The 14,540-nt window shown below is 71.4% G+C and carries 11 protein-coding genes; 4 read left to right on the top strand and 7 right to left on the bottom strand.

Translation table 11 applies throughout. The features are described from left to right. Positions 1–124 precede the first annotated feature (124 nt). Positions 125–1,633 (bottom strand): aldehyde dehydrogenase, encoded by a 1,509-nt coding sequence (locus tag J5F18_RS08605; RefSeq protein ID WP_346301841.1) that lies wholly within the window; start codon positions 1,631–1,633, stop codon positions 125–127. A gap of 164 nt (positions 1,634–1,797) precedes the next feature. Between J5F18_RS08605 and J5F18_RS08600 the strand changes: the two genes are divergently transcribed. Both J5F18_RS08600 and J5F18_RS08595 read left to right on the top strand, forming a co-directional pair. Further along, a complete protein-coding gene (locus tag J5F18_RS08600; protein ID WP_346301840.1) occupies positions 1,798–3,168 on the top strand; it encodes a glutamine synthetase family protein in 1,371 nt (456 codons plus the stop codon). Next, a complete protein-coding gene (locus J5F18_RS08595) occupies positions 3,161–4,492 on the top strand; it encodes an FAD-binding oxidoreductase (RefSeq protein ID WP_346301839.1) in 1,332 nt (443 codons plus the stop codon). The genes J5F18_RS08600 and J5F18_RS08595 overlap by 8 nt, the downstream gene beginning before the upstream one ends. A gap of 78 nt (positions 4,493–4,570) precedes the next feature. On the opposite strand, the gene J5F18_RS08590 is transcribed toward J5F18_RS08595, so the two are convergent. From J5F18_RS08590 to J5F18_RS08575, 4 genes are all read right to left on the bottom strand, one after another. Further along, positions 4,571–4,726 (bottom strand): hypothetical protein, encoded by a 156-nt coding sequence (locus tag J5F18_RS08590; protein WP_346301838.1) that lies wholly within the window; start codon positions 4,724–4,726, stop codon positions 4,571–4,573. After that, a complete protein-coding gene (locus J5F18_RS08585) occupies positions 4,726–5,163 on the bottom strand; it encodes a glycine zipper 2TM domain-containing protein (RefSeq protein WP_346301837.1) in 438 nt (145 codons plus the stop codon). Before J5F18_RS08585 ends, J5F18_RS08590 begins: the two co-directional genes overlap by 1 nt. A 214-nt stretch (positions 5,164–5,377) precedes the next feature. After that, positions 5,378–6,289, bottom strand: coding sequence for a methylenetetrahydrofolate reductase (locus J5F18_RS08580; protein ID WP_346301836.1), 912 nt, complete (start codon positions 6,287–6,289; stop codon positions 5,378–5,380). 195 nt (positions 6,290–6,484) lie between these two features. Then, positions 6,485–7,681 (bottom strand): glycine cleavage T C-terminal barrel domain-containing protein, encoded by a 1,197-nt coding sequence (locus J5F18_RS08575; RefSeq protein WP_346301835.1) that lies wholly within the window; start codon positions 7,679–7,681, stop codon positions 6,485–6,487. Between the two features lie 243 nt (positions 7,682–7,924). Between J5F18_RS08575 and J5F18_RS08570 the strand changes: the two genes are divergently transcribed. Further along, positions 7,925–10,492 (top strand): FAD-dependent oxidoreductase, encoded by a 2,568-nt coding sequence (locus J5F18_RS08570; RefSeq protein WP_346301834.1) that lies wholly within the window; start codon positions 7,925–7,927, stop codon positions 10,490–10,492. A 24-nt stretch (positions 10,493–10,516) separates the two neighbouring features. Here the strand turns inward: J5F18_RS08570 and J5F18_RS08565 are convergent, their stop codons facing one another. Continuing rightward, positions 10,517–11,566, bottom strand: coding sequence for a GlxA family transcriptional regulator (locus tag J5F18_RS08565; RefSeq protein ID WP_346301833.1), 1,050 nt, complete (start codon positions 11,564–11,566; stop codon positions 10,517–10,519). A gap of 218 nt (positions 11,567–11,784) precedes the next feature. Between J5F18_RS08565 and J5F18_RS08560 the strand changes: the two genes are divergently transcribed. Further along, a complete protein-coding gene (locus J5F18_RS08560; protein WP_346301832.1) occupies positions 11,785–13,530 on the top strand; it encodes a formate--tetrahydrofolate ligase in 1,746 nt (581 codons plus the stop codon). 249 nt (positions 13,531–13,779) lie between these two features. Here J5F18_RS08560 and J5F18_RS08555 read toward each other — a convergent pair. Beyond that, on the bottom strand, positions 13,780–14,540 hold a 761-nt coding region (locus J5F18_RS08555; RefSeq protein WP_346301831.1), incomplete at its 5' end, for an FAD-binding oxidoreductase.

Raw genomic sequence — 14,540 nt, 5'->3', positions numbered from 1 at the left:
GGAGCCGCTGGCCCGGCGCGCCGCCCAGCGGCTGGCCGAGCGACTGGCGGAGAGGGGAACGCAGGAGGCCGGTCGGGCGTAGGGGCCGGCGCCCGGCCTCGGCAGACCGCCCAGGGCACGCTGCTCAGCGTGCCAGGGCCATCCACACGCTCTTGAGCTCGGAGTACTCCTCCAGGCTGTGGTGGGACTTGTCGCGGCCGTTGCCGGACTGTTTCACCCCGCCGAAGGGCATGGTCTGGTCGCCGCCGGCCCAGTTATTGACGAACACCTGCCCCGACTGCAGCCGCCGGGTGACGCGCATGATGCGGTCGATGTCCTGGCTCCAGAGCCCTGCGGCCAGGCCGTAGACGCTGTCGTTGGCCAGAGCCACGGCCTCCTCCTCGCTGTCGAAGCCGAACACCGCGAGTACCGGGCCGAAGATCTCCTCGCGGCCGATGGCCATCTCGGGGGTCACACCGTCGAACACCGTGGGCGGAATGAACAGCCCCGGCCCCTCGAGGGGCTCCCCCCCGACACGCAGTCGCGCGCCCTCCTCGCGCCCCTTCTCGATATAGCCCAGCACGCGCCGATACTGGGACTCATCCACGATGGCGCCCATAAAGCTCGCCGGGTCCAGGGGGTCGCCGGGCTGCATGCCCTTCGCCGCCTCGAGCAGCCGGTCGAGGAAGGCCTCACGGACCGAGTTCTCCACCAGGAGCCGGGAGCCGGCGATGCACACCTCGCCCTGGTTGTGGAAGATCGCCGCGGCGGCGTGTTTCGCCACGCGACCCAGGTCCTTGCAGTCGGCGAAGACGATATTGGGCGACTTGCCGCCGCACTCCAGGTAAACCCGCTTGAGGTTGGACTGGCCCGCGTACTGCATCAGCTGTTTGCCCGTGGCGGTGGAGCCGGTGAAGGCGAGGCAGTCCACCCCCATGGAGAGCGCAAGCGCACGGCCCACGGTGTGGCCGAAGCCCGGCAGCACCTGGAAGACGCCGCGGGGAATGCCCGCCTCCCGGGCCAACTGGGCCAGGCGCAGCGCCGAGAGCGGCGACTTCTCCGAAGGCTTGAGGATCACGCTGTTGCCGGCGGCCAGCGCCGGGGCGATCTTCCAGGCGGTCATCATCAGCGGGAAGTTCCAGGGCACGATGGAGGCCACCACCCCCAGGGGCTCGCGCAGCACCAGCGCCAGGGCCTCCTCGCCGGTGGGCGCCACCTCGCCGTAGAGCTTGTCGATGCACTCCGCCTGGTAGCGGAAACAGGCGATGGCGCCGGCCATGTCGCCAAGCGAACTCGACACCGGCTTGCCCATGTCCAGGGTATCGAGCAGGGCGAGCTCGTGCTTGTTGGCCTCCAGCAGGTCGGCCAGGAGCAGCAGCACCCGCTTGCGCTTGCCCGGCGCCAGGCGCGACCACTCGCCGGCCTCGAAGGCGGCGCGGGCGTGACCCACGGCAAGCTCGGCGTCGGCGGCGTCGCAACTGGCCACCTCGGCCAGGGTCTCGCCGCTGGCCGGGTTGATCGTGGTGAAGGTCTCGCCGCTGGCCGCCTCGACGAAGGCGTCGCCGATCAAGGCGCGGCTCTCGAAGGTCAGAGCGGCGGCCAGGGCCTGCCAGTCGGCATGGGTCCTGGGGGCCTTGTGGGGGGGATGGCTCATGGGGGCGCTCCTCGTCAGCGGATTTCCATTATGCGGTGCTCACCGAACCGGTCTCCAGACCGCCTCTCGTGAGGCGCCCCCGCCATTGCGGAAAGTCTTTGACAACGGCCGGGGGCCGCCACAAGGATAGGGCCATCCCGATCATAACGCTTCAAGGTGCGCCCATGCCGGTTCCCGACGATGTCCGGGCCTTCCTCGCTGCCCATCCGCGCATCGAGAGCATCGACCTGTTGATCAGTGACCTGAACGGCGTGATGCGCGGCAAGCGCATTCCTCGACGCAGCCTCGACAAGGTCTTCGAGCGCGGCATGGCGCTGCCCGCCTCGGTGTTTGCCCTGGACATCCTCGGCAACACCATCGAGGCCACCGGCCTCGGCTTCTCCACCGGTGATGCCGACCGGGTGTGTCGCCCGCTGCCGGGCAGCCTGGTGGCCGTCCCCTGGGCCCCGCGGAGCCACCAGGCCCAGCTGCTGATGACCATGGAGGAGGCCGACGGCAGCCCCTTCTTCGCCGACCCGCGCCAGGTGCTGGCGCGCCAGCTCAAGCGCCTCGCAGCCAGGGGCCTCACCCCGGTGGTGGCGGTAGAGCTGGAGTTTCACCTGGTGGACCGCGAGCGCAGCGCCTCGGGCGAGCTCCAGCCGCCCCGCTCGCCGGCCAGCGGCGAGCGGGCCAGCCTGAGCCGGCTCTACTCGATCCAGGAGCTCGACGAATACGCCGAGCTACTCGAGGCGATCCAGGCCGCCGCCGAGGTGCAGGGGCTGCCCCTGGACACCCTGCTCACGGAGTGCGCGCCGGGCCAGTTCGAGATCACCCTGACCCACGGCGCCGATGCCCTGGCCGCCTGCGACCACGCCGTGCTGCTCAAGCGGCTGATCAAGGGCGTGGCCTGGCGCCACGGCCTGGAGGCCACCTTCATGGCCAAGCCCTATGGCCAGGAGGCAGGCAACGGCACCCACGTGCACCTGAGCCTGGTCGACGCCGAGGAGCGCAACGTCTTCGCCGCCGCCGACGGCGCACCGCTCGGCACCCCGCTGCTGCACCAGGCGGTGGCCGGGCTGCTCGAGCTGATGCCCGCCTGCATGGCGCTCTTCGCCCCCAACCTCAACTCCTACCGCCGCCTGCAGCCGGGGCTCTATGTGCCCCTGGCCCCCAGTTGGGGCTTCGACAACCGCTCGGTGGCGGTGCGCATTCCCTCCGGGCCCAACGCGGCGCGCCGCCTGGAGCACCGGGTGGCCGGGGCCGACGCCAACCCCTACCTGTTGCTGGCCGCGCTGCTGGCCGGCATCGAGCACGGCCTGGCCGGGGAACGCGTCCCGCCCGCCCCCATCACCGGCAACGCCTACGAACAGTGCCCGCCGACCCTGACCAACAGCTGGTGCCGGGCCCTCGAGCTGCTGGAGGCCAGCGAGCCGGTCGGCGACGCCCTGGGTCGCGACTTTGTGGCGGTGTTCCTGGCCAACCGCCGCGCCGAGCGCGACCAGGCGCTGCGGCACGTCAGCCGCCTGGAGCTCGACTGGTACCTGCGGCATGTCTGAGCCGCACCCCAACCCCTCCGGCTACTGTCCTTCCTACTGTCATTCCTACTGTCCTTCCTACTACAGCGCCTCGATCCGGGAGGCGTCGGACTATCCCCGCCTCGAGGGTGAGCACCGGGTGGACGTCGCCATCGTCGGCGGCGGCTTCACCGGGGTGGCCAGTGCCGTGGAGCTGGCCGAGCGCGGCTACCGGGTGGCGGTGGTCGAGGCCCACAGGGTGGGCTTCGGCGCCAGCGGGCGCAACGGCGGCCAGGTGACCGGCAGCCTCTCCGGGGAAGCCGCCATGCGCCGCCAGATGCGCCGCACCCTGGGCGAGGAGGCCGCCGACTTCGTCTGGCAGCTGCGCTGGCGCGGCCACCGGATCATTCGCGAGCGGGTGGCCAGGTACGCCATCCGCTGCGACCTGAAGCCCGGCCACCTGCAGGCCGCCTGGCAGCCGAGCCACCTGGCGGTGCTGCGCGCGGACTTCGAGGCCTGCCAGGCCCATGGACTCGGCGACTACGTGAGCTGGCTGGAGCGGGCTCAGGTGGGCGAGCTGCTGGGCACGACCCGCTACCACGGCGCCCTGCGCAACGACTATAACCTGCACCTGCATCCGTTGAACCTCTGCCTGGGCGAGGCCCGGGCGGCCGCAGGGCTCGGGGCGAAGGTCTTCGAGGGGTCACGGGTGGTGGCGATCGAGCACGGCTCGACACCTGGGGTGGTGGGCGAGCACGGTCGCGTGCGCGCCGACAACGTGATCCTGGCCGGCAACGCCTATCACCGCCTGGAGCAGCGCCGGCTGGGGGGCCGGCTCTTCCCCGCTTCGCTGGGCATCGTCGCCACCGCGCCGCTGGACGAGGCCACCGCCCGGGCGATCAACCCCGAGGACCTGGCCGTCTACGACACCCGCTTCGTGCTCGACTACTATCGCCTCAGCGCGGACCGTCGGCTGCTGTTCGGCGGCGGGGCCAACTACTCCGGAAAGGCGTCGGCAGACCTGGCCGCCGAGCTTCGCCCGCGCCTGGAGGGCACCTTCCCACAGCTCCAGGGGGTACCCTTCGACTTCCAGTGGCAGGGCCTGGCGGGCATCGTCATCAACCGGGTGCCGATGGTGGGCCGGCTCTCCCCGAACGTCTACTACGCCCAGGGCTACTCCGGCCACGGCATCGCGACCTCCCACATCATGGGGGAGATTCTTGCCAAGGCGGTGGACGGCACCATGCGGGAGTTCGACGCCTTCGCCGATATCCGCCACTGGCGGGTGCCCTTCGGCGACCGCCTGGGCAGTGCCCTGCTGGCCGCCGGCATGTGGTACTACCAGTTGCAGGAGCGGCTGCGCTAAGGACCCGGCCGCTCAGGGGCGAGTCACGAGCATGGCCAATGCCCGGGCACCCTCTCCCTGAGCCCTGGCCTGGGACGCCTACCCCTCTGCGGCCACCACCAGATCCCAGTTGGGCCGCCCCTCTTCCAGCACCACGCGGTCGCCCTCGGGGCGGCGGTCCAGGCGGGTGGTCTGCTGCACCTCGCCGTAGCGCCAGGTCACCTCATAGCCGTCGCGCTCCTGGTGGGTCTCCACTACGGTGTGGCACTCCTGGCGAGTGGTGGTCTGGGGCGCCTGGGCCTGGGACTGGGCCGCCTGGGCGTGCTGGTGGGCCTCGACGCGGTTCTGCACCCGGCGCCGGCCACGGTGGCCAGCTTCTTGCCGCTGCCGCCGCCCACCTGGTTGCCCAGCAGGCCGCCGACGATGGCGCCCGCCGCGGTGCCCACCACCCGGTGCGGGTCGCGACTGCCGGCCTGGCCCTGCGCCGGCGCCTGGGGCGCGGCCTGCACCACCACCTCCTCGCACACCTCGCGGGGAGTCTCCACGCTGCGGGTCAGGGCCTCGACGCCGACGATCTCGGCGTAGGCCGGCCCCTGCTCTGGCCCCTGCTGCTGGACCTGCCAGGCACCGAAGGCCAGGCCGCCCAGGCCCAGCACCGCCAGGGTGGATCCCACAATGATCGACTTGCTCATGATTCTTCTCCTCGCGGGCGCACGGACGCCCACTGCTGAAACACTTCGGGCTCCAGGCGAGGTGACATCAGGCTGGGGAAACGATGAGGTCGGCGGCGCCTCCTGCACCGCTCGATGGGCTCCAGTATAGGTCGCCGGCCCCGCCCCTGAAGAGCCTGGCACCGGCTTTCACAATCCCTCCCGCGGCTGTCGCCGATGGGCGACGAGCCCGGTCTCAGCCGAGGGAATCACCGGCCGTGGCCGTCTGGCCCGGCGACGCCGTGTCCGCCGGCCGGCCGGTCACCGCCTCCGGCCGGGTCGCCAGCCAGGCACGGGTGGTGCCGACCTGGTTGAACGTATAGACGTGCAGGCCGACGAAGCCCGCGCCCTCCTCCTCCAGCGCCGGCCAGAGGCCCTGGATGAGTCGATCGGGCCGGTAGACGGCGGGGCCGAGCAGGCGCGTGATCCAGCTGCCCTGGCGCCGCAGAGCGCGCACCGAGGGGCCGAGGCCGAGCCGCAGGGCGATGCCGAGCAGCCGCTTGCGCTCCATCACTCCGGGGATACCGGCATGGACCGGCAGGCGCAGGCCGAGGCGCCACTGCCGTTCGTGCCAGGCCAGCAGGGGTCCGGCCTCGAAGCAGAGCTGGGTGACGGCATAGTCGGCGAGCGCCGCCTTGGCCTCGAGATCGCGCTGCAGCACCGCCGCCTCGATATGGTGATGGCCCTCCGGATAGGCGGGCACCCCGAGGCGCTCGGGCCGCGTCGCCAGCTCGGCCATGGCCTCGAGCAGCGCCAGGCCGTGGGGAAATTCACCCGCCGGGCGCTCGGCGTCCCCGCCCACCACGAAGGCATCCTCGATGCCCAGCGCCGCCAGGCGCGCCAGCAGCCGCTCCAGGTGGGCGCGGTCGCGCACCAGGCGGGCGGCGAGGTGCGGCACCACCCGGAAGCCGGCCCCCACCAGCCATTCGCTGGCCGCCAGGGTGCGTTCGAGGCCGTGGCGCGGCGAGCAGGTCACGGTGACCACGGCGCCTGCCGGCAGCGCCGCGGCGGCCTCCTGCATGCCGCGGATCGGCAGCAGTTCAAAGCGGGTCGCCAGCCAGGGCGGGCGGGCAAGGGCCGCCAGGGCGGCCCGATTGGCGTCGTTCATGGCGCCCTCCAGGCACTCACGAGGCAATCTCGGTTGCCAAGTTAGCGAAGGGGCGCCGGGGGCAAGCCGAAGAGGAGGTCCTACGCCAGGGATGGCGTCGGTAGCGCCCAGGGAAGGGTTCACAGCGCCTCCTCGCAGGCTTGCCCCCGGATCAGCCCCGAGCGGTGTCGCTATCGGCGACGGCTCATGGTTGCCTCATCCCTTCGGAATCGCCTTGGCCGGGTCGTGGAAGGGCTTCTCCACCACCACGGCGTCCTGCATCCCGGTATTGGCCTCGATGTGGAGCGGCGTACCGAGATCGGCGTAGGCGACGGGCACCATGGCGTAGCCGATGTTGCGCTCCTGGCGCGGCGAACGGGTGGCCGAGGTCACCTGGCCGATGCGCTCGCCGCCCGGGGCGTACACCGGGAAGACGTCGATCATCGCGCCGTCGGTGAAGTACCCGACGCTTGGCCCGTCGATCTCCACCCCCACCAGCTTGCGCGATACCCCCTCGGCCTTGATCCGCTCCAGGGCGGCGCGGCCGATGAAGTCGTCGTCGCCGCGCAGGTCGACCATCCAGTCGTAGCCCATGCCCACCTCGAAGGGGTTGGTGTCGTACCAGATGTCGCAGCCGAAGGCGAGGATGCCACCCTCGATGCGGCGGATGTGGCAGGGCCCGATCACCTGCAGGCCGTGGGGCCGGCCGGCCTCGAAGACCCGCTGCCAGAGCGCCTCCCCGAAGCGGCTCGCCTCGCGCAGGTAGATCTCGTAGCCGATCTCGCCGGAGTAGCCGGTGCGCGAGATCACCACCGACATGCCGTCGAGCTCGGCCTCCATCAGGTGGTAGTAGGGCATCCCCAGCACGGCGTCGCCGAACAGGTCCACCATCACCGCCTTGGCCCTGGGCCCCTGGACCTGCACCGGCGCCACGTCCACCTCCTGGATGGTCACGTCCAGGCCGGCGTTGACCGCCAGGCCGCGACACCACAGCAGGATGTCGCTGTCGGCCAGCGACAGCCAGAAGCGGTTCTCCTCGATGCGCAGCAGCACCGGGTCGTTGAGGATGCCGCCGTCCGGGGCGGTGACGAAGACGTACTTGCACTGACCCACCTGGCAGTGGCGCATGTCACGGGGCACCAGCCGCTGGGTGAAGGCGAAGGCGTCGGGCCCGCTGATCTCGATCTGGCGCTCCACCCCCACGTCCCACAGGGTGACGCCCTGCACCAGGGCCCAGTACTCGTCCACCGGATCGGTGTAGAGCCGTGGATGGTAGTGGTGGTTGTAGACGCTGTACTTGCGCACCCCGTGTCGCCGCGAGGCGTAGAAGAAGGGCGACTTGCGGATGCGCGGATAGAGCAGGATCTCCGGCGCCGCCTGAGTGTGCTCGATGCTCTCTAGTACCTGGGACATGGCCTGCCTCCTCGGCTCGGTGGGGACGGGAGGACGACGCCGAACGCCATCCTTGCCTGGAAGCTAGTGCCGCCGCCGACCCGCCGTCTCGCTGTGGGCGGCGCCGCCTTTGGTCTAGGCGACATGCCCGCCCCTGGCGCTGTCGCCCTGGCCAAAGGGGGCGTCGCCCCCGGACAGCGAGCCACCGGCCCGCTGCCTATGCTGAACGCGACGGCCCCAATCCGAGACCCCAGGAGGCGGAGCATGGCGACCCTACCCCAGCAGGCGGACGCGGTGATCATCGGCCAGGGCGGCATCGTCGGCGCCTCGGTGGCCCATCACCTGATCGAGCAGGGCTGGACCAACCTGGTGGGCCTCGATGCCGCCGCCATCCCCACGGACGTGGGCTCCACCGCCCACGCCTCCGACTTCTGCTACATGACCTCCCACGACCGCATGTCGTGCTACACCACCACCTACAGCCGCCGCTTCTACGAATCCCTCGGCCACTACCATCGGGTCGGCGGCCTGGAGATCGCCCGGGTCGGCGACGAGGCGCGGCTGGCGGAGCTGCAGCGCAAGGTCGCCTCGGGCAAGGCCTTCGGCACCAACGTGCGGATGATCGACGCCGACGAGGTGGTGGAACGCTTCCCGCTGCTGCGCCGGGAGCTGATCCTGGGCGGGATGTGGGACCCCGACGCCGGCCTGGTGGTGCCGCGCTCCCAACGGGTGGCCGGGGTGCTGATCGAACGCGCCGTGGCGAGCGGTCACCTGCGCACCTTCGCCGACACCCCGGCGCTGGCCATCGACGTCCAGGCCGGCCGGGTGTGCGGGGTGGAGACGCCCAGGGGCTACATCGCCAGCCCCCTGGTGATCCTCACCTGCGGCATCTGGGGCCCGCTGCCGGCGGCCATGGCCGGGGTGGCGCTGCCGCTGATGCCGGTGGAGCACCCGCTGATGTTCTTCGGCCCCTTCGACGCCTTCGCCGGCACCGGCAAGGAGATCGGCTACCCCCTGCTGCGCGACCAGGGCAACTCCGCCTATATGCGCGACACCGGCGATCCCCGCTCCACCGAGGGGGGAAAGCTGGAGTGGGGCTACTACGAGACCCGCGCGCCGCGCCTGGTCCAGCCCCGCGACATCCTCTCCCGGGAGCAGGCCCGCCTCTCCCCCTCCATGCGCGACCTGGAGGCCGACCAGGTGGCCGAGGCCTTCGAGCGCGCCATCGAGCTCACTCCCCTGCTCGGCGAGCTGGGCTGGGACGAGAAGGCCTCCTTCAACGGCCTGCTTTCCGTCACCTCCGACGGCGGCTCCCTGGTGGGCGAGGCCCCGGAGACCCGCGGGCTGTGGCTGTGCGAGGCGGTGTGGGTCAAGGATGGGCCCGGCATGGGCAAGGTGCTGGCCGACTGGCTGACCCGGGGCCGCCCTGAGCTCGACCCCTGCGGCATCGATATCGCCCGCTTCTACCCGGTGCAGAAGACCCCGCACCATGTGCTGGGCCGCTGCCGGGAGATCGCCCGCAAGATCTACGACCCGCCGGTGCACCCCCGGGAGCCCTTCGCGAGCGGCCGCGACCTGCGTCGCGGTCCCTTCTGGCCCCGTGAGCGGGAGCTCGGCGGCTACTTCATGGAGGTGGCGGGCTGGGAGCGCGCCCACGGCTACGCCGCCAACGAGACGCGGCTGGCCCGCTACCTGGAGCGGGTCCCCGAGCGAGCCGCGGAGTGGGATGTCCGCCACTTCTGGCGAGTCGCCAATGCCGAGCAGCTGGCGCTCTCCGACGACGTGGGCATGATCAACCTCTCCCACTTCGCCATCTACGACATCGCGGGCCGCGACGCCGAGGCCCTGCTGGAGCGGCTCTCGGTGGCCAGGGTGGGCGGCGACACCCCGCCCGGCAAGGGGGTCTACACCCACTTCCTCGACGCCGTCGGCGGCGTCCACTCGGACCTGACCATCGTGCGCCTGGCCGCGGACGCCTTCCGGGTGATCTGCGGCGGCGACACCGGCCACCGCGACCTGGTGTGGATCACCCGCCGCGCCGAGGCCTTCGGCCTGACCCAGTGGCACCTGGAGGATCGCACCGATGGCCTGGCCACCCTGGGCCTCTGGGGCCCCAACGCCCGGCGCCTGCTCCAGACCCTGGCCGACGATCCGGCACAGCTCGACGAGGCCCGCTTCCCCTTCGCCACCGCCCGGGAGCTGCGCATCCAAGGCCTGCCGGTGTGGGCCTTCCGCATCTCCTACGTGGGCGAGCAGGGCTGGGAGCTCTATGTGCCCTTCAGCTACGGCCTGGCGCTCTGGGACCGGCTCTTCGAGGCCGGGGCGATCCCGGTGGGCATCGAGACCTACGCCAACAGCCGCCGCCTGGAGAAGAGCCTGCGGCTGCAGAACGTCGACCTGCTCATCGACTACAACCTCTACGAGGCGGGCCTCGCTCGCACCAGGGTCAAGGAGCCCGACTTCCACGGCAAGGCCGCCTACCTGGAACAGCGCAGCCGCGAACGGCAGCCGGCCAGCCTCTGCACCCTGGTGATGGAGGATAACCGCGACGCCGCGGGCACCCCGCGCTTCCCGGTCGGCCAGTCGCCGCTGCTCGACCCGGAGAGCGGCGAGGTGCCGGTGGATGAACTCGGCCGGCGCTCCTACACCACCAGCATCGCCTACGGGCCCAGCCTGGAACGCAACATCGCCCTGGCCTACCTGCCCGCGGCCTACGCCGAACAGGGACGCACCCTGCTCATGGAGTACTTCGGCGAGCACTACCCGATGCGCGTGGCGGCGGTGGGCTATCGGGCGCTCCTTGATCCGGAGAATCGGCGCCCGCGCAGCTGATCCACGCCTGACCCACGAACCGGCTCAGGGCGCCTCGCCGCCCTGGGCCTCGTTCTGTGGAGCCTCGGCCGGCACGCCGGCGATCGCCGCCTGGCGCTCGCGGCGCCCCTTGCGCTCCCCGCTCGGCGAGTGGCCGAAGTGGTCGTGATAGCACTTGGTGAAGTGGGGCGGCGAGACGAAGCCGCAAGCCAGCGCCACCTCGGTGACCGGCATATGGGTCTGCTGCAGCAGCAGCCGGGCCCGGGCCAGGCGCAGCTCCAGGTAGTACTTGAGTGGCGGCTTGCCCACGTAGCGCTGGAAGAGTCGCTCCAGCTGGCGCCGCGACAGGCCGGCGTAGCTGGCCAGCTCGTCAAGGGCCAGGGGCTCCTGCAGGTTGGCCTCCATCAGGGTGGCCACCTCCTCCAGCTTGGGATGGCTATGCCCCAGGCGCACCCGCAGCGGGTTGCGCTGGCGATCGCTCACATCGCGGATCCGCTCGTGGATGAACTCCTCGGCGATCGCCTCGGCCAGGGCCAGGCCCTGCTGGCGGCCGATCAGGTTGAGCAGCATGTCCAGGGGCGCGATGCCGCCGGAGCTGGTGTAGCGGTCGCGGTCCATGACGAACAGCTGGGAAGTGAAGGTCACCGCGGGGAAGCGCCGCGCCTCGTGGAGGCTGCCGATATGCTCCCAGTGCAGGGTGCAGCGATAGCCGTCGAGCAGGCCGGCCTGGGCCAGCACATAGCCGCCGGTGCACACCGCCCCCAGCGGGATGCGCCGCTCGGCCAGGCGGCGCAGCCAGGCCAGGGTCGCCCGGTCGCAGTGGCGCTGGACCTCCACCCCGGCGCAGACCAGCAGCAGGTCCAGGGCGGGCACCGGCTCCAGCGCCTGGTCCACCGCGGTGGCCAGGCCGTTGCTGGCCGTCACCGGGGTGCCGTCGCGGCTCACCAGGTGCCAGGTATAGAGCCGCCGGTCGGCCAGGTGGTTGGCCATGCGCAGCGGCTCCAGCGCCGAGGAGAAGGCGAGATGGGAGAAGCCCGGCATCAGCAGGAAGCCGATATCGAAGTGTCCGTTGACCGGCATGTCGTGGAACGCCATCGTGGCTCCTTCCCGGGCGGGATTATTGGCAAGGTAGACGAGACCGGGTGGCGACGTCGCCGTTTCCCTATCGACAGCAGGGCGGGGCGAATCGTGTCATGATCGGGATGGGATGCATGTCGCTACGGCCAAGGCCGCCGACGTCGGCGAGCAAACGCGGTCGGCGAACGCCGCGATACTGAGCCTAATCGCCGGCAAGACCACCTGGGAGAACGCTGATGGCCCCCCACTCCCCCGCCACCGACCGGACCCGTCCGACACCGCACGACAACCTGAGCATCGCCCGTGCCGCCCGGCTCTGGCCCATCGAGGAGATCGCCCATCGCCTGGGGCTGCCCGGCGAGGCGGTGGAACCCTACGGGCGCGGCATCGCCAAGCTCGACCTGGGCGCGCTGGCGGGACTGGCCGAGCGCCCCCGGGGACGCTACGTGGTGGTCTCGGCCATCACCCCCACCCCACCGGGCGAGGGCAAGACCACCACCGCCATCGGCCTGGTACAGGGGCTGCAGCGCCTCGGTCATGTCGCCTGCGTGGCCCTGCGCCAGCCCTCCATGGGACCGACCCTGGGCCTCAAGGGCGGCGCCACCGGCAGCGGTTACAGCCAGGTGCTGCCCATGGAGCGCATCAACCTGCACCTCACCGGCGACATCCATGCGGTGGGGGCGGCCCACAACCTGCTGGCGGCCCTCGTCGACAATCACCTGCATCACCGTCTCGAGCCCGAGCTGGACCCCCGGACGATCTGCTGGCCGCGGGTCATCGACCTTAACGACCGCGCCCTGCGCCATCTGGTGGTGGGCCTCGGCGGTCGCGGCGACGGCGTGCCCCGTCAGAGCGGCTTCGAGATCACCGCCGCCTCGGAGGTGATGGCGGTGCTGGCCCTGGCCGATTCGCTCACCGACCTGCGCCGCCGCCTGGGGCAGCTGATCGTGGGCCAGGACCGCGCGGGCGAGCCGGTGACCGCCGAGCAGATCGGCGCCGCCGGCGCCATGACGGTGCTGCTCAGGGAGGCGCTCAAGCCCAACCTGCTGCAGACCCTGGAGCACGCCCCGGCGCTGATCCATGCCGGCCCCTTCGGCAACATCGCCCACGGCAACTCCTCCATCGTCGCCGACCGCATCGGCCTGCACGCCGGCGACTTCCTGGTCACCGAGGCGGGCTTCGGTGCCGACATGGGCGCCGAGCGCTTCTTCAACATCAAGTGTCGCGCCTCGGGGCTCACGCCGGACGCCGCCGTGCTGGTGGCCTCGGTGCGGGCCCTGAAGTACCACAGCGGCCGCCACCGGGTGGCGCCCGGCCGGCCGCTGCCCGCCTCCCTGCTGGCCGAGCACCCGGAGGAGGTGCACGAGGGCGGCGCCAACCTGCTCAAGCAGATCGACAATATCCGTGCTCACGGCATCACCCCGGTGGTGGCGATCAACGCCTTCCCCGGCGACCACGACAGCGAGCACGCGGCCATCATGGAGCTGTGCGCCGCGGTGGGCGTCAGGGCGGTCCTCGCCACCCATGTGCGCGATGGCGGCAAGGGCGCCCAGGCGCTGGCCGAGGCCCTGATCGAGGCGATCGAGGAGGCCGACCAGGCCGGGGAAGGCTTCCGCTTCCTCTACCCCGACGAGCTGCCGCTGGTGGCCAAGATCGAGCGCATCGCCACCCGCCTCTACGGCGCCGAGGGGGTCGACTTCGCCCCCGCGGCCCGGCAGCAGCTGGAGGCCTGGCAGCGCCAGGGCCATGGGCGGCTGCCGGTGTGCATCGCCAAGACCCACCTCTCGCTCTCCCATGACGCCGGCCGGCTCGGCGCGCCCACCGGCTGGCGCCTGCCGGTGCGCGAGGTGCGCCTCTCCGCCGGGGCCGGCTTCGTCTATGCCCTGGCCGGGGACATCCTCACCCTGCCCGGCTTCGGCGCCTCGCCGGCCGCCACCCGGCTCGATATCGACGAGGACGGCAATACCGTGGGGCTCTACTGACCTCGCACAGCAGTCAATGAGGTATTTGACGGTTCGACGCATCGCTTCCGCCGTTGCCACATAACGAGGGGCGCCGGGGACAGGTCGTAGAGGGGGTCCTATGCCAGGGATGGCATCGGTAGCGCCCAGGGAGGGGTTCACAGCGCCCCCTCGTAGACCTGTCGACGGATCAGCCCCGAGTGGCATCGCTACTGGCGATAGCTCGACGGGGGTCAGGATATCGAGTGCAGCGATGCCTCAGCGTTGACCCTAGATGCCGAGCCTGTCGCGGGTGGCGTAGTACCAGGCGCCCAGCGCCGAGAGGGGCACCCGCAGCAGGCGCCCGCCGGGAAACGGCAGGTGGGGAATGCCGGCGAAGGCGTCGAAGCGCTCGCCCTGGCCGTGCATCACCTCCGCGATCAGCCGGCCGGCCAGGTGGCTGCAGGTGACGCCGTGGCCGGAGTAGCCCTGGGCGTAGTAGAGGTTGCCGTTGATCACCCCGAACTGCGGCAGGCGGTTGAGGGTCATCAGGAAGGTGCCGCTCCAGGCGTGGTCCACCTTGACGTCGGCAAGCCCCGGGAAGGTGGCCAGCAGCTTGGGGCGGATCAGCGCGGTGATGTCCACCGGGTCCTCGCCGCCGTAGTTGACCCCGCCGCCGTAGAGCAGGCGGTGGTCCCGGGTCAGCCGGTAGTAGTCGAGCAGGTAGTTGCAGTCCTCCACCGCCTTGTCGCCGGGGATCAGGGCGCGGGCCCGCGCCTCCCCCAGCGGCTCGGTGGCGATGATCTGGGTGCCGCAGGGCATCGACCTGCCCTCGATCTCCGGCAGCACACCGCGCAGGTAGGCGTTGCCGGCCATCACCACCCGCTCGGCGCGCACCCGGCCGCGGGCGGTTTGCAGCGTGACCGGGTCGCCGTGGATCACCGCCACGACCGCCGACCGCTCGAAGATGCGCCCGCCCTGGGACTCCACCGCGGCGGCCTGGCCCAGCACCAGGTTGAGGGGGTGCAGGTGACCGCCGCCGTGGTCCACCA

It is taken from the genome of Halomonas sp. BM-2019, from assembly GCF_017584085.1.
The sequence above is the reverse complement of the archived record's forward strand: the minus strand, read 5'-3'. Positions and strand labels throughout refer to the sequence as shown.